The sequence below is a fragment of the Nonomuraea rhodomycinica genome, assembly GCF_013363995.1.
Classification (GTDB): Bacteria; Actinomycetota; Actinomycetes; order Streptosporangiales; family Streptosporangiaceae; genus Nonomuraea; species Nonomuraea rhodomycinica.
On record NZ_JABWGO010000009.1, the window covers coordinates 87615 to 102342 of the forward strand.

18 protein-coding genes are annotated in these 14728 nt (G+C 72.1%); 6 read left to right on the forward strand and 12 right to left on the reverse strand.

Features of this window, described 5'->3' with window-relative positions; translation table 11 throughout:
- The first annotated feature begins 3 nt into the window (after positions 1–3).
- The gene (gene pknB / locus HT134_RS30390) at positions 4–1863 is read left to right on the forward strand and encodes a Stk1 family PASTA domain-containing Ser/Thr kinase (RefSeq protein ID WP_175603914.1); all 1860 of its coding nucleotides are present in this window, start codon (positions 4–6) and stop codon (positions 1861–1863) included.
- A 235-nt stretch (positions 1864–2098) separates the two neighbouring features.
- Here the strand turns inward: pknB and HT134_RS30395 are convergent, their stop codons facing one another.
- Genes HT134_RS30395 through HT134_RS30405 form a run of 3 tightly spaced genes read right to left on the reverse strand, consistent with a single transcriptional unit; the run spans position 2099 to position 3472 of the window.
- Complete coding sequence (locus HT134_RS30395; RefSeq protein ID WP_175603915.1) at positions 2099–2671, reverse strand: anthranilate synthase component II; 573 nt, start codon at positions 2669–2671, stop codon at positions 2099–2101.
- Entirely contained in the window at positions 2668–2826 is a 159-nt protein-coding gene (locus tag HT134_RS30400; protein ID WP_175603916.1) for a hypothetical protein, read from the reverse strand. The genes HT134_RS30395 and HT134_RS30400 overlap by 4 nt, the downstream gene beginning before the upstream one ends.
- Before the next feature lie 4 nt (positions 2827–2830).
- The gene (locus HT134_RS30405) at positions 2831–3472 is read right to left on the reverse strand and encodes a class E sortase (protein WP_312888561.1); all 642 of its coding nucleotides are present in this window, start codon (positions 3470–3472) and stop codon (positions 2831–2833) included.
- Positions 3473–3615: 143 nt separating this feature from the next.
- Here HT134_RS30405 and HT134_RS30410 point away from each other — a divergent pair, with 143 nt between their 5' ends.
- Positions 3616–3864, forward strand: a complete 249-nt coding sequence (locus tag HT134_RS30410) for a cell division protein CrgA (protein WP_175603918.1) — start codon at positions 3616–3618, stop codon at positions 3862–3864.
- A gap of 50 nt (positions 3865–3914) precedes the next feature.
- Here HT134_RS30410 and HT134_RS30415 read toward each other — a convergent pair whose 3' ends face one another.
- Both HT134_RS30415 and HT134_RS30420 read right to left on the reverse strand, forming a co-directional pair.
- A complete protein-coding gene (locus HT134_RS30415; RefSeq protein WP_175603919.1) occupies positions 3915–4775 on the reverse strand; it encodes a rhomboid family intramembrane serine protease in 861 nt (286 codons plus the stop codon).
- Positions 4776–4878: 103 nt separating this feature from the next.
- Positions 4879–5415, reverse strand: coding sequence for a peptidylprolyl isomerase (locus HT134_RS30420; RefSeq protein WP_175603920.1), 537 nt, complete (start codon positions 5413–5415; stop codon positions 4879–4881).
- Positions 5416–5572: 157 nt separating this feature from the next.
- On the opposite strand from HT134_RS30420, the gene HT134_RS30425 reads away from it, so the two are divergent.
- Both HT134_RS30425 and HT134_RS30430 read left to right on the forward strand, forming a co-directional pair.
- Positions 5573–6115, forward strand: coding sequence for a hypothetical protein (locus tag HT134_RS30425; RefSeq protein WP_175603921.1), 543 nt, complete (start codon positions 5573–5575; stop codon positions 6113–6115).
- A gap of 102 nt (positions 6116–6217) precedes the next feature.
- Entirely contained in the window at positions 6218–7303 is a 1086-nt protein-coding gene (locus HT134_RS30430; protein ID WP_175603922.1) for an Rv3169 family protein, read from the forward strand.
- Between the two features lie 15 nt (positions 7304–7318).
- Here the strand turns inward: HT134_RS30430 and HT134_RS30435 are convergent, their stop codons facing one another.
- Positions 7319–7858, reverse strand: coding sequence for a hypothetical protein (locus HT134_RS30435; protein ID WP_175603923.1), 540 nt, complete (start codon positions 7856–7858; stop codon positions 7319–7321).
- Positions 7859–7968: 110 nt separating this feature from the next.
- Here HT134_RS30435 and HT134_RS30440 point away from each other — a divergent pair, with 110 nt between their 5' ends.
- The gene (locus HT134_RS30440; protein ID WP_175603924.1) at positions 7969–8664 is read left to right on the forward strand and encodes a response regulator transcription factor; all 696 of its coding nucleotides are present in this window, start codon (positions 7969–7971) and stop codon (positions 8662–8664) included.
- 122 nt (positions 8665–8786) lie between these two features.
- Positions 8787–10475, forward strand: coding sequence for a sensor histidine kinase (locus HT134_RS30445; protein WP_175603925.1), 1689 nt, complete (start codon positions 8787–8789; stop codon positions 10473–10475).
- A gap of 8 nt (positions 10476–10483) precedes the next feature.
- Here HT134_RS30445 and HT134_RS30450 read toward each other — a convergent pair whose 3' ends face one another.
- The 6 genes from HT134_RS30450 to HT134_RS30475 all read right to left on the reverse strand — a co-directional run bounded on the left by HT134_RS30450 (position 10484) and on the right by HT134_RS30475 (position 14558).
- Positions 10484–10894 carry a hypothetical protein gene (locus HT134_RS30450; RefSeq protein WP_175603926.1) on the reverse strand — a complete coding sequence of 137 codons (411 nt, stop codon included), beginning with the start codon at positions 10892–10894 and terminating at the stop codon, positions 10484–10486.
- Positions 10863–11498 carry a PadR family transcriptional regulator gene (locus HT134_RS30455; RefSeq protein ID WP_175603927.1) on the reverse strand — a complete coding sequence of 212 codons (636 nt, stop codon included), beginning with the start codon at positions 11496–11498 and terminating at the stop codon, positions 10863–10865. Before HT134_RS30455 ends, HT134_RS30450 begins: the two co-directional genes overlap by 32 nt.
- 78 nt (positions 11499–11576) lie before the next feature.
- Positions 11577–12383 (reverse strand): MBL fold metallo-hydrolase, encoded by an 807-nt coding sequence (locus HT134_RS30460; protein ID WP_175603928.1) that lies wholly within the window; start codon positions 12381–12383, stop codon positions 11577–11579.
- Between the two features lie 10 nt (positions 12384–12393).
- A complete protein-coding gene (locus HT134_RS30465; protein WP_312888563.1) occupies positions 12394–13038 on the reverse strand; it encodes a response regulator in 645 nt (214 codons plus the stop codon).
- Positions 13026–14204, reverse strand: coding sequence for a sensor histidine kinase (locus tag HT134_RS30470; RefSeq protein ID WP_175603929.1), 1179 nt, complete (start codon positions 14202–14204; stop codon positions 13026–13028). Before HT134_RS30470 ends, HT134_RS30465 begins: the two co-directional genes overlap by 13 nt.
- A gap of 9 nt (positions 14205–14213) precedes the next feature.
- On the reverse strand, positions 14214–14558 hold the full coding sequence (locus HT134_RS30475) for a hypothetical protein (protein ID WP_175603930.1): 345 nt from the start codon (positions 14556–14558) through the stop codon (positions 14214–14216).
- Positions 14559–14728 lie beyond the last annotated feature (170 nt).

Consider the following 14728-nt stretch of genomic DNA (forward strand, 5'->3'; position numbering starts at 1 on the left):
GAAATGACTCAGCCTCGGCTACTCGGAGGTCGCTACGAGCTCGACGGTGTCGTCGGGCGCGGCGGCATGGCCGAGGTGTATCGTGCCCGAGACATCCGGCTGGACCGCATAGTCGCGATCAAGACCCTCCGGTCGGACCTGGCGCGCGATCACACCTTCCAGGCCCGTTTCCGCCGTGAGGCGCAGTCGGCGGCTTCGCTGAACCACCCGGCCGTCGTCGCGGTCTACGACACCGGCGAGGACGTCACCGACGGCACCCCCGTGCCCTACATCGTCATGGAGTACGTCGACGGCCGCACGCTGCGCGACCTGCTCCGCGCCGACCGGCGGCTGATGCCCGAGCGGGCGGCCGAGCTGGTCGACGGCATCCTGCGGGCGCTGGACTACAGCCACCGCGGCGGCATCGTGCACCGCGACATCAAGCCGGCCAACGTCATGATCACCCGGGCCGGCGACGTCAAGGTGATGGACTTCGGCATCGCCCGCGCGATGGCCGACTCGGCCGCGACGATGACGCAGACCGCCCAGGTGATAGGGACCGCCCAGTACCTGTCGCCCGAGCAGGCGCGCGGCGAGCGGGTCGACGCGCGCAGCGACATCTACTCCACCGGCTGCGTCCTGTACGAGCTGCTGACCGGCCAGCCGCCGTTCACCGGCGACTCCCCCGTCGCGATCGCCTACCAGCACGTGCGCGAGGAGCCGATCCCGCCGTCGCAGATCGACCCCGAGATCCCGCAGTGGGCCGACGCGATCGTGCTCAAGGCCATGGCCAAGGACCCGGCGCACCGCTACCAGAGCGCGAGCGAGATGCGGGCCGACATCCAGCGGGCGATGACCGGCATGCCGGTCGACGCCCAGACGATGGCCATGAACAACACCTACGCCCCGTCCACCCGCATGATGACCTCCACGCAGGCCGCCGCGGGTCCGGCCACGCAGCGCACCACCGCCGTGCCGCCGTACGAGTACGACGACGACGGCGGCGGGGGCAGGGGCGGCGGCGGCCGTCGCCGGGCCAACAACGGCGGGGGCAACACCGCGCTGAAGACCGCCGCGTGGATCCTCGTGCCGCTGCTCGTCATCGGCGCGTTCATCGGCGTGGGCTACGCGTTCCTCAGCAACAACGACGGGCCTAAGGCGGCGGCCATCAAGGTCCCGTCGCTGCAGACGCAGACCGAGAAGGCGGCCGTCGCCGAGCTCACGGACCTCCAGCTCAAGTCCGAGGTGGTCAAGGAGTTCAGCGACGAGTTCGACGCCGGTACCGTGATCAAGACCGACCCGGCCGAGGGCACGGAGGTCGACAAGGGCGCGACGGTCAAGGTCTTCGTCTCCAAGGGCAAGAAGAAGGTGAAGGTGCCCGACGGCCTCGTCGGGCTCACCAAGGAGGAGGCGACCCAGCGCCTCAAGGACCTCGGGCTGACCACCACGGTCAAGACCAAGACGTCGTCCAGGAAGCAGGGCACGGTCATCTCCACCGACCCGGCCGCCGGCGAGGAGGTCGAGGACGGCGGCAGCGTCACGCTGTACGTGCCGAAGGAGCTGATCACGCTCCAGGACGTCACCGGCATGACGGCCGACGAGGCCAAGGCGGCGCTGGAGTCGGCCGGTTTCCAGGTCAGGATCTCCAAGCAGTTCAGCGACCAGCCCGAAGACACGGTCATCCAGCAGAACCCCGGGCCCAACGCCAAGCTGTCGCCCAACACGACCATCACGATCGTGGTCTCCAAGGGGCCCGACCAGTCGCAGCAGCAGCCGACCGACCAGCCGACGTTCACGGAGCAGCCCGACCCGACGCAGCCCACCGACGAGCCGACGGACGAGCAGACGACGATCGAGGACCCGACGGGCGACGACGGCTTCTGACGCCGACGGAGTTCTGAGCGGCTGGAGGGCCGCCTCCCGGGCGGGAGGCGGCCCTTCCGCTTCCCGGGGCCCCGGGTGGCGCTCCGGGCGTCCAGGAACCCTCTGGACGCCCTGGCGGCTCTCCGGGGCCGTCCGGGACAACGAGAAGCGCCCCCGCCGCTCGGGGGCAACGGCGGGGACGCTCATCTGTGAGTCGTGCCGGCGGGCCCGCGCGTTACACGATTCGGCGGGCTGTTTACGGGAGAGTGCGGAGCCAGTTGGCCAGCAGCCGGTGGCCGTGCTCGGACAGCACCGACTCGGGGTGGAACTGGATGCCCTCGACGGGGGCCGTGCGGTGGCGCAGGCCCATGATGACGCCGTCCGCGGTGCGGGCCGTCACCTCCAGCTCGTCCGGCACCGTGCCGGGACGCACGGCGAGGGAGTGGTAGCGGGTCATCCGCACCGGCGAGGGCAGCGACGCGAACACGCCCCGCCCGTCGTGGGAGATCGCGCTGGTGCGGCCGTGGACGATCTCGGGCGCGCGTTCGACGGTGGCGCCGTAGGCGTGGGCGATGGCCTGGTGCCCGAGACAGACGCCGAGCAGCGGCCGGCGCTCCTCGGCGGCCCGGAGCACCAGGGGCACGCTGACGCCCGCGGCCTCGGGCGTGCCGGGCCCCGGGCTGATGACGACGCCGTCGAAGCCGGCGGAGTCGGTCACCGCCACCTCGTCGCGCGGGCGCACGTCGCACGTGGCGCCCAGCTCGCGGAGGTACTGCACGATGGTGTGGACGAAGCTGTCGTGGTTGTCCACCACCAGCACACGGGTCATTGCGTAACGGTCACCTCGTCCAGCGTCACCAGGGGTTCGAGCAGCGGGAACACCCGGTACCACAGTACGGCCACCACGATGCCGGCCAGCACGGCGGCCATGAGCGCCTTGGCCGGCTTGGGACCGGGGAGCCTTCGCCAGATCCAGCCGTACACGTGATCAGACCTTCCTGAGCTCGACGCGGTCGAGCACCCCGTGCACGATGTAGCGCTGCGCGGCGGAGTACTCGGGATGGCAGGTGGTGAGCGTGATGAACGCCTTGGAGGGCTTGCGGTCGGGTTTGCCGGGCACCGGGGCGATGACGTCCAGGTCGGTCGGCAGCACGACCTCGTGGTAGGTCACGCGGTAGGTGTAACGGGCCTCGCGCGCGTCGACGACGATCTCGTCGCCCCGCTTGAGCTCGTCGATCTCGTTGAACGGCGCGCCGTAGGTGGTGCGGTGGCCGGAGACGACGAAGTTGCCCGTCTGGCCGGGCATGGCGGTGCCGGGGTAGTGGCCGGGCCCCTTGCGCAGGTGCTCGGTGGTCACGCCCTCGATCACCGCGTACTTGTAGTCGTCGCCCAGCCGGGGGATGCGCAGCAGCGCCACCGCGTGACCGAGCTTGATCTTCTTCAGCCGCTTCGGCTTGTCCTCGCCCTGCGGGCCCGGGTCCGCCTGCTCACGCGCCAGCTCCTGCTCCAGCAGCGGCTGCTCGCGGTCGGTGTAGGCGCCCGTCCCCCAGAGCAGGTAGGCGCAGAACAGCAGGAGTACGAGGCCCGCGGTGATGCACAGCTCTCCCGCGGCCCGGAACGTGGCCCTCACCACATCAGCGTAAGCGCGCGACCACACTCCGTGAGGGATCGCCATCTTCCTCGCGTGGCGACTATCCTGGCCCAGTCTCAACTACGCTTATCGAAGAGCCTGTGGACGATCCGGAAGCCCAGGCGCTCAGCAGGAGTCATCCAGTGCCCAAGTCGAAGACGCGCAAGAAGGCGGTCTACACGCCGCCGCAGAAGTCCCAGCAGGTCAAGATCAGCCCTCGCTGGCTGGCGCCGACGATGGTGGCGTCGTGGATCATCGGCATCCTGTGGATCGCCACCTACTACGTCGCCCCGCAGCAGGCGCCGCTGATCAAGGATCTCCAGGCGTGGAACCTGCTGATCGGGTTCGTCTTCATCATCTTCGGTGTGGTGCTCTCCACCCGCTGGCGTTAGATCTTTCCACAGTCTTTTCCACACCCTGGGGACACCGGGTCACCGATCGTTCACCCCATGGTGCCGGTGATGGCCGTGGTCCGCAGCGCGACGAGCGCCACCAGGACGACCAGTGCCCCCGCGAGCGCCAGCGCGTGCCACAGGAGCCGGTTGCTCCGGGGCGCGTAGGCGAGCGCGGCGGCGACGGCCGAGCCGGTGATCAGTCCGCCGATGTGGCCGGTCCAGCTGATGCCCGGCACCACGAAGGTGATCACCAGGTTGATGCCGATGAGCACCGCGAGGTAGCGCACGTCGAGCTTGAGCCTCCGGCCGACCAGGAACGCCGCGCCGAACAGGCCGTAGATGGCCCCGGAGGCACCTACCGAGGGCTGGTTGAGCGGGTCGAGCCAGTAGCCGAGCACCGAGCCGCCGAGCGCGCTGAGCAGGTAGAGGGCGAGGTACCGGCCGTGGCCGAAGGCGCGCTCCAGGCTGGGTCCGAGGACGTAGAGCGCCCAGCAGTTGAACAGGACGTGCATCAAACTGCCGTGGACGAACGCGCCGGTGATCAGCCGGTGGTACTCGCCGAGCCGCGCCACCCCGTTGGGCCACATCATGAGCTGGCTCGTGATGCCCTCGTTGGTGAGCTGCTGGATGCCGAACACCACGACGTTGAGCCCGAGCAGGATCCACGTCACGTACGGCGTGCCGACCACCGCGCCGCCGAACGTGGACCTCGCCTGCCGCAGCCCCTTGTTGCCCTCGGCCACGCACTCGGGGCACTGGAAGCCCACGGCGGCGTCGCGCATGCAGTCGGGGCAGATGGGCCGTTCGCAGCGCTGGCAGCGGACCCAGGTCTCGCGCTCGGGGTGCCGGTAACAGGTGGGCACCGCCTCCGCGGGCTGCTCCGGGGGCAGGGGCGGCTGGCTGGTCATGCCCGCAGCCTACGGCCTCGCCGACCGTGCCGCGTGCGCCCCGCCCGCGCGCGGGGCGTCGCGGTCCGCGGGCCTGGCCGGCCCCTGCGTCCCCGGCCGGGCCTCAGCCCTGGACGCGGTCGATCGTCACCGACTCCAGCACGACGTCCTCGACCGGGCGGTCGTTGCGGCCGGTGCGGGTCTTGGCGATCGCGTCCACGACCTCCTGGCCCTCGACGACCTCGCCGAAGATGGTGTGCCGGCCGTTCAGGTGCGGCGTCGGCACGACAGTGATGAAGAACTGCGAGCCGTTGGTGCCCTTGCCGAAGCGGATGCCGGCGTTGGCCATGGCGAGCAGGTACGGGCGGTTGAAGTAGAGGTCCGGGTGGATCTCGTCGTCGAACTCGTAGCCCGGGCCGCCGATGCCCTGGCCGAGCGGGTCACCGCCCTGGATCATGAAACCGGAGATCACCCGGTGGAAGATCGTGCCGTCGTAGTACTTGCCGGTGCTCTTCTCGCCGGTGCCCGGGTGCGTCCACTCGCGGCCGCCCTCGGCGAGCTCGACGAAGTTGCGGACGGTCTTGGGCGCCTGGTTCGGGAAGAGTTCGACCTTGATGGTGCCGTGATTGGTCTGCAGGTTTGCGATCAGCTTCTCAGCCACGAGACAGCTGCCCCCCTCTATACACAGGGTTGGTTCTGTGGTCTTTTGTTGACTATGGCCGTTCGGCCTCCGGGCCATCCTCCCACGGCTCGTCATGATTGAGCCGCCTTCTACCGGGAAGGTCAGGCTCGGGGCCCCAACGACAGGGGAGGTTGTCGTGTCCCTGACACTGAGGAAACGCCGCGTGGTCATAGAGGTTCCCGCCACGTGGATGGGCCGGATGAAGGCCCGGGCCGTCCAGACCGGCCAGCGTGTTACACCGATGGCGGATCAGGCCAGGATGATGGCCGACCAGGCGAAGGTCATGGCCGACCAGGCCAGGACGAGCGCCGCCCAGCGGATCGAGGACGCCCGTTACTGGGCGGCCCCGGTGCTGGAGGACGCCGCGCATCGGGTGGAGGACCAGCTCGCTCCCAAGGTCAGCTCGATGCTGACCGCGGCCGCCGAGAAGATCGACCCGACGCCCGCCAGATCGCGGCGTTGGCCGATCATGGTTCTGATCACCGGTCTCGCTGTGGGCGCGATGGGTTACATGGCCTATCGCCGCAACGCGCAGCAGTGGACGGAGCAGATGAAGGACTCCGCGTCCGACGCGTCGCGTTGGGTGAGTGAGAAGGCGGACAAGACCGCCCAGTCCGCGGAGAACGCCGCGTCCACCGTCTCGGAGAAGGCGGACGAGGCAGCGCACAAGACGCAGTGAATCAGCGCGAAAGTGCGCCCCCGAGCTGAGGGGGGCGCACTTTCGCGTTTCCCGGCCCGTTCCTCGTTGACTCCGTACCAAGCGCTTGTTAGAACCGGCGGCATGAGCCTGTCACCGCTCGACGACTACCCGGTCCACCAGGCCGCCCAGGTCATGCGGCACGTGACCACCTCCGACCGCAACTTCTACGACCGCTACTACTTCAACTGCCACGCCGGCACGGACGACCTGATGCTGATCGTCGGCCTGGGCCAGTACCCCAACCTCGGCGTCACCGACGCGTTCGCCTGCGTGCGCCGCCGCGGCGCGGGCGACGACCTGCACCGGGTGGTGCGCGCCTCCCGCGAGCTCGGCGCCGACCGGATGGACACCGGGATCGGCCCGTTCCGGGTCGAGGTCATCGAAGGGCTCGAACGGCTGCGCGTGGTGCTGGAGCCGAACGAGCATGGCCTGTCCTTCGACCTGACCTGGACGGGCACGATCCCGGCGACGCTGGAGCCCCGGCACTTCCTGCGCTGGCAGGAGCGGGTCATGTTCGACTCCGTCCGGCTCGCGCAGACCGGGCGCTGGAGCGGGCACATCCGGGTCGGGTCCGAGGAGATCCCCGTCACCCCGGACCGCTGGCTGGGCACCAGGGACCGGTCCTGGGGCATCAGACCGGTCGGCGAGCCCGAGCCTCCGGGCGTCCAGGCGAAGAACCCCGGCACGTTCTACTGGCTGTACGCGCCGATGATGTTCGACGACCACGCCATCCTCTGCATCGTGCAGGAGGACGAGCGGGGCCGCCGGGTGCTGGAGGAGGCCACCCGGGTGTGGTCGGACGGCCGGGAGGAGGAGTACCTCGGCCGGCCCGAGTACCGCCCCGTGTACGCACCCGGCACCCGCGACGTGGTCGAGGCCACCATCACCTTCGCGCCGCCCGGAGGCAAGCCCTTCGACGTCCGCTGCACCCCGCTCCTGCCGGTCCACCTCATGGTCGGCACCGGGTACGGCCTGGAGCCGGACTGGAAGCACGGCATGTACCAGGGCGCCGGGCCCGTCGTGCAAGGGGTCACCTACACGCTGCCGGCCGACGCCGCCCGCATGTGGGGCATGGTGGACGCCGTGGGCCGCTTCGAGTACGACGGCCTGGTGGGGCACGGCCTGTTCGAGTACTGGGCGCTCGGCCCGCACCCGTCGTTCGCCTGACCGGGCCCCGGGCCGCTACTTGTCGCCCGCCTCGCAGGTCACGGTGGCGGCCGGGGCCGTCACGCCCTTGGGCGGCGCGCCGTCGGGCCCGTCCGCCGGGAGGGCGGGCACGGCCGGCACGGCGTCCAGGATCTCGCCCTCCTTGACCTTCCGTCCGTCCTGGATCCACGCCTTCTCGTCGTCCTCGATCCGCGCGGCGCCCGCCTCGTCCGCGGGCTCGGCCCGCTCGACGTGCATCCGCGGCGTGCCCTCGGGGAGGGCCTTGGCGAGCTTCTCCGCCTCCTCGGGCGAGAGCGGCTTCCGCTCGATCCTGGTCATCTTGCCCGGCTCCACCGGCTCGCCCTCGGAGATGACGACCCTGCCGTCCTTCAGCTTCTCGACCTTGACGGCCTTGGCGGCCTTCGCCAAGCGCACCACCTGGCCGTCGCCGGTCCGGCAGACGATCGTGACGTCCGGCACCGGGGCCGGGGTCTCGTCGGCCATGGCGGACCCGCTCAGGATCGACAGCGCGAGGACGCCCACCGCGCCCATGATCCCGACACGCCTCTTGAACATGGAATCTCCCTCTCGTGGAAGAGATCGAGCGATCTGACGGACCGAACAGTGGCCCGTCGTACCTGAAGCGAGCCTGAACACAGCCGAAATGATCTTCAGGTTGGCTTTAGGTGGCGTACGGCACGCTGGTCGGCGTGCGGGTCTTACTGGTGGAGGACGAGCGGCGGCTGGCCGGCCTCGTCCGGGACGGGCTGTCGGGCGAGGGGTTCGCGGTCGACGTGGCCCACGACGGCCGCGACGGGCTGTGGATGGCCACGGAGCACGCCTACGACGTGATCGTCCTGGACGTGATGCTGCCCCGGATGAACGGCTACACCGTGTGCGCGCGGCTGCGCGAGGCCGGGAACTGGACGCCGATCATGATGCTCACCGCCAAGGACGGCGTCTACGACGAGGCCGAGGCGCTCGACACCGGCGCCGACGACTACCTGTCCAAGCCGTTCTCGTACGTGGTGCTGCTGGCGAGGCTGCGCGCCCTGGTGCGGCGGGGCGGCAGGGAGCGGCCGGTGTCGATCACGGTGGGCGACCTCGTGCTCGACCCGGCCGGGCTGCGCTGCCGCAGGGGCGAGGTGGAGATCGCGCTGACGCCGAAGGAGTTCGCGGTGCTGCACGGGCTGGCGCGGCGGCCGGGCGAGGTGGTCTCCAAGAGCGAGCTGCTGGCCCAGGCGTGGGACTTCGCCTACGACGGCGACCCGAACATCGTCGAGGTCTACATCAGCGCGCTCCGCCGCAAGATCGACCAGCCGTTCGGCCGGTCTTCGCTGATCACGGTGCGAGGCGCCGGTTACCGCCTGGAGGCGACATGAACGGCGACATGGACGGTGACACGGGGGGCGACGCGCGCGGCGGGAGGAGTCGCGCGACGGGTGGCGGGACGAGCGGGGATCCTCATCCGCCGCCGGCCCGGCCGCGGATGAGGATCCCCGCGATGCTTCCGAAGGGACTGCCGAGCAGGCTGTCAGCGGGACTGTCGGCGAGGCTGCCGGCCGGACTGCCGGCGAGGCTGCCGACGAGGCTGTCGGCGAGGCTGTCGGCCGGACTGCCGGCCGGGCTGCCGGCCGGGTTGTCGGCCGGGCTGTCGTCGGTGCGGCTGCGGGCCACGGCGGCGGCGACGCTGGTGGTGGCGCTCGCCCTGGGCGCCGCCGCGGCCGTGCTCGTCGTCACGTTGCGCGGCAGCCTGGAGGCCAGCACCGACGCCGAGGCCGCGCGACGCGCGGTGGCCGCCGCGCCGATGCTGATCCAGTCGATCGAGGGCATCCAGGCCGCGCCCACGACCGGCGCCGGGCCCGACGGCGTGGCCGGCACCTCGCGCACCATGCCCGAACCGGCTCGCACCGTGGCCGTACCACCCGCCGAAACCCTGGCCGTACCGCCCGCCGAAACCGTGGCCGTATCGCCCGCCGAGACCGTGGCCGTGTCACCCGCCGGCCACGTCGCGGCGCTCGTCGGCCGGATCCAGGGGACCCCGGCCGCTCCCGCCGACGGGACGACGAAAGCCTCGGTGGTGCAGGGCACGGAGCTCAAGCCGGTCGGCGATCCCGACGTCGTCCTCGTCGACGCGGCGGGGAAGGCGGCCGTGGACAAGGGATGGGCGGAGCCCGACCAGTACGCGGTGGCGGCCCTGAAGGTGGACACCAAGCAGGGCACGTCCACGGTGTGGGCCAGGGCCTCCCGGGCGGGGGCCGACGAGGCGTTGCAGACGCTCGACAGCGCCCTGCTGCCCGGCGTGCCCGCGCTGCTGGGCGTGGTGGCCGCGATGACCTGGTTCTCGGTGAGCCGGGCGCTGAAGCCGGTCGCCGCGATCCGCGCCAAGATGGCCGACATCACCGCCCGGGACCTGCACCAGCGCGTGCCCGTGCCGCGCTCGCGCGACGAGATCGCGGCCCTGGCCACGACCGTCAACGGCACGCTCGACCGGTTGGAGACGGCCGTCGGGACCCATCAGCGGTTCGTCGCCGACGCCGCGCACGAGCTGCGCAGCCCGATCGCCACCCTGCGGGCCCGGCTGGAGCTGGCCCCGCCGAGCGAGCTGACCCGCGAGGCGCTGGCCGACGTCGAACGCCTCCAGGCCCTGGCCGGCGACCTGCTCATGCTGGCCAGGCTCGACGCCGGCGAACCGGTGCGCACGACCTCGCTCGACCTCGGGCAGGTGGCCTTCGAGGAGTCGGTGCGCTCGGGCCCGGCCGCGGAGCCGAAGGTCGTCGTGGACATCGAACCCGACGTGGTGGTCCGGGGCTCGCGCGGCCACCTCGCCCGGCTGGTGACGAACCTGCTCGACAACGCGCGCCGGCACGCCGAGACGACCGTGACGGTCCGGGTGCGGCCGGGCGACGGCGTGGCGGTGCTGGAGGTGCTGGACGACGGGCCGGGGATCCCGCCGGAGCACCGGGAGGCGGTGTTCGACCGGTTCACCCGGCTGGACGAGGCCCGCGCCAGGGACGACGGCGGCGCGGGGCTCGGGCTCCCCATAGCCCGGGACATCGCGGGCCTGCACGGCGGCACGCTGGTGGCGATCGACGGCGGCTTCCGCGCCACCCTCCCGGCGATCTCCCCTGACGGCGCCGCCCTCCCCGCGGTCTCGACTGATGACCGTGCCGCCCTCCTCACGACCACCTGAGCGTTCGGCTAAGGGGTCAGGTGGACCGGGCAGCCGAGGTCGGCGCCCAGCCGGGTCAGGCCGGTCGCGAAGGAGTCGCGTGTGGCCCGGTCGTAGCCGACGAAGAACCGGTTGGCCAGCGGCACCCCCCAGCGCAGGCTCGTGGCCACGTTGTAGACCCGGTGGGTGAGCCGCGTGCCGTCGGGGTGGGGGGCGAGCGTCCACTCGGCCCGGTACCACCAGCCGCCCTGGAGGGCGATCATCCGGTCGGTGACCTCGACGGTGCTCCTGTGCCCCGGGAAGTCCTCGACGGTGAAGCGGTCGCCGTCGGGCACCGGGTCCGGCAGCAGCGCCTTCCGCAGGGCCTCTCGCACGCGCCCCACCGGCGCCTCGACCACGCCCGACACCTCAGTGATCAGTTTCCTGTCCTTGCCGCTCATGCCCGCCTCCTTGGGAAGCCCGCTCCAGCAGTGACCGCTTGACCGTGTCCGGCCAGTCGAGCGCGCCGCTCTCCAGCCGTTCCAGCACCCCCCGCACCCAGGCCAGCTCGGCCGCCTGGGCGGCCCGCTGACAGTCGAGCTTCAGCGCCAGCACCTCCGGCAGGCCGTTGTCGGCCATGCCCGCGAGGTGCGCGTCGAGGCCGGCGACCGCCGCTTCCAACGCCGCGGCCCGGCTGCGCAGCGCGCGCCGCGCCTCGGGCACCGGCAGCGCGCCGATCAGCGACATCCCCGCGACGAGCACGCGCTGGTCGGGGTCCGGCCGCTCCAGCAGGCGGCGCAGGCGCGTGGCCAGCTCCTCGCGGCCCTCGGCGGTGATCTCGTAGACGGTCCGCTCCGGCCGCCGCCCCTCACGTCCGGTGGCGGACGGGGTGATCAGCTCGTCGCGGGCCAGCCGCGCGACCGCGTGGTACAGGCTCCTGGGCAGCCCGGTCACGTAGTCCTTGTGCGTGTCGACGATGAGGCGGTGCAGCTCGTACGGGTGACCGGCGCGTACCGAGAGCAGGGCGAGCACGGTCAGCCCGACCAGGTCATGGCGTTGCGCCATAGTGCCTCCTTCTATAGTGCATTTTGCACTATAGAAGGAGCCGCCGAGGCTGTCGAGGGCCCGCCGGGGCGGGATGCGTCAGGCGAGGCTGCTGTCGAGCTGCAGGAAGGCGCGCTCGATGATCTGCCGGCTGACGTCCTCGGGATACGGGAACTGCTTGATCAGGTCGCGCAGCCCCTCCGCGTGCGCCCGCCTCGCCAGCTCGGCCACGGCGGCCAGCTCGGCCCCCTGCGCCTCGGCGAACGCGCGGTCCACCACCGCGCCGTGACCGGGCACGATCACCTCGCCGGGCAGCTCGGCCAGCATGGCGGCCGTCGTCACCGGCCAGTCGAGCGGGTAGGAGTCGCCGAACGCCGGCGGCGCCCCCTGCTCGACCAGGTCACCGGCGAACACCACACCGGCGTCGGGCACGTACGTCACGATGTCGTTGCTGCTGTGGCCCAGCCCGAAGTGGCGCAGGTGGACGATCCGCCCGCCGATGTCGAGCGACGCCGCGGTGGTGAACGTGTGGTCGGGCGGCACGATCACCACTTCCTCGAACTCCTCGCGCCGCTCCTCGGGCATCATCCGGATGACGTTGGCCCGCTGCTCCTCGCCGTGCCGCTCCATCTCCTCGGCGCAGCGGATGTGTCCCCAGATCTCGGCCGGGCGGAACAGCGCGTTGCCCCACACGTGGTCGAAGTGAGTGTGGCTGTTGACGACCGTCCAGGGGCTGCTCGTGATCCGCCGGACCGCGTCGATCAGGTCGGCGGCCTCACGGTGCGACGCCCTGGTGTCGAGCACCAGGCAGTGCCCGTCGCCCACGACGAGGCCGACGTTCATGTCGTACGACCTGTGGCGCCGGACGTAGACCCGGTCGCCGACCTCCCGCCATTGCTCTCTCATGGACGAAACCTTACTGACGGCGAAGGTAGGCGAGCACGGCCAGCACCCGCCGGTGACCGTCGGCCGCGGGCGGCAGGTCGAGCTTGGTGAAGACCCCGGCGATGTGCTTGGCCACGGCCGCCTCCGTGACGAACAGCTCGCCGGCGATCGAGGCGTTGGAGCGGCCTTCGGCGATCAGCGCCAGCACCTCGCGCTCCCTGGGCGTGAGCCGCAGCAACGGGTCGCGGGAGCGTCGCAGGAGCTGGCGCACCACCTCGGGGTCGACGACCGTGCCGCCCGCCGCGACCCTGCCGAGCGCGTCCACGAACTCGCGCACGTCGCCGACGCGGTCCTTCAGCAGGTAGCCGACCCCGGCGCCGCCGCCGGAGTCGAGCAGCTCTGCGGCGTACGTCTGCTCCACGTACTGGCTGAGCACGAGCACGGCCGGGGCCGGGCGCGAGCGGCGCAGCTCCAGGGCGGCGCGCAGCCCCTCGTCGGAGAAGCCGGGCGGCATGCGGACGTCGGTGAGCACGACGTCCGGCCGGTGCTCTTCGACGGCCGCGACGAGCGACGGCGCGTCGCCGACGGCGGCGGGCACGGTGTGGCCGAAGCGTTCGAGGAGACCGATCAGGCCCTCGCGGAGCAGGACGGCGTCCTCGGCGATCACGACGCGCACGGGATCTCCACTCGCATCCGGGTCGGGCCGCCGGCCGGGCTCGACAGCGACAGCCTGCCGCCCACGACGGACAGCCGGTCGGCCAGCCCGGTCAGGCCGGTGCCGCGCCGGGGGTCGGCCCCGCCCCGGCCGTCGTCGTGGATCTCCAGGAGGAGCGTGCCGTCCGCCGCGCCGCCGGTGACGCGGGCCGCGCTCGCGCCGCTGTGCCGGGCGACGTTGGCGAGGGCCTCCGTCACGACGTAGTACGCGGTGACCTCGACGGCCGCGGGCAGCCGCTCCTCCAGCGCGAGGTCCACCTCCACCGGGACGGGCGAGCGGCCGGCGACATCGCGCACGGCCGCGGGCAGGCCCCGGTCGGTGAGCACCTGGGAGTGCACGCCCCTGACGAGCGCGCGCAGCTCGGCCAGCGCCTGCTTGGCCTCGCCGTGGGCCCGCTCGACCGCCCGGGCGGCGGGGCTGTCCTCCGGCAGGTCCAGCCGCGCCATGCCGAGGGTCATCGTGAGCGCCACCAGCCGCTGCTGGGCGCCGTCGTGCAGGTCGCGCTCGATCCGGCGCCGCTCGGTCTCGAACGCGTCGACGAGCCGGGCGCGCGAACGCAGCACCTCCGCCAGCTCGGTGGCCTGCGGGGCGAGGATCGCCCGGGTCATGGCGCCCCGGGCGCCCGCCCAGGCGGTCAGCGTGTACGCGGCGACGGGCACCAGGAGCACCCCGGCGGCCGAGGCCGCGACGGCGGCGACCGGCTCCACCTCGGGCTGCACGGCCGGCGACAGGATCAGCAGGACGGGCCCCGCCGCGCCGAACGCCGCCATGACCAGGTCCATCCACCACAGCACGAGCAGCGCGAGCCCGCCGAGCGCGACCACCCGGCCCTCCTCCCGCCGCCCGCGGGAGGCGGTGTCCCCGGCGGGCAGCGGCACGCCGTCCACCAGCCGCAGCCGCCACCGCTCGTACCTCCCCGCCATCGGGGTGATCAGCGCGGCCACCGCCACGCCGGCGGCCAGGACGGCCGGTGAGGACGTCACCGCCACGGCGGCCACGACGCCGAGAACGGGCAGGCCGGGCACGGCCCCGGCCAGCAGGTAGGCCAGGGAGCGCCACGGCCAGGCCGACCGCAGGAAGGGGATCGGCCGCTGGGCGAGCGCTTCCAGCGCGGTCCTGACGAGCACCCGGCGACACTATCCGCGGACGGCGCCCGAGGTCAGTAGTGCCAGGTAGACCTTCGCCCCTTCTGCCCGGGCCTTCCCGACGGCGGGCAGGGCCGTCAGGACGGGCGGGGTGTCGTCGGCGGGGGGCGGCACCGGATCCGGACGGCGGTCCACGGCCTGGAGGGTGAGCGCGCCCGCGGCCAGGACGACCAGGCAGACCACCACGATCAGCACGCGCCGGCGCAGGCGGCCGCCCGGGGCGAAGGCGAGCCGGAGCCGCCAGCCCAGCCCCGGCGGCTTCAGGCGCACGCCGGCCGTCAGGCGGGCGAAGGCCGCGTCGACGTCCAGCTCGGGCTGGTCTTCAGGCGGGTTCACAAGACAGCGATCCTAAAACACGTCAAACGCCATCAAGGACATGTGCGATCACATATTGATCACGTACTCGGTTATGCCGCGCCGGCCGCTGATTTCGGTGCCGAATTCGGCGGTGAAGCATTCATGAGGGGATGTACGGCGTGGCGTCCTTTTCCGCCGTGAACGCTCGC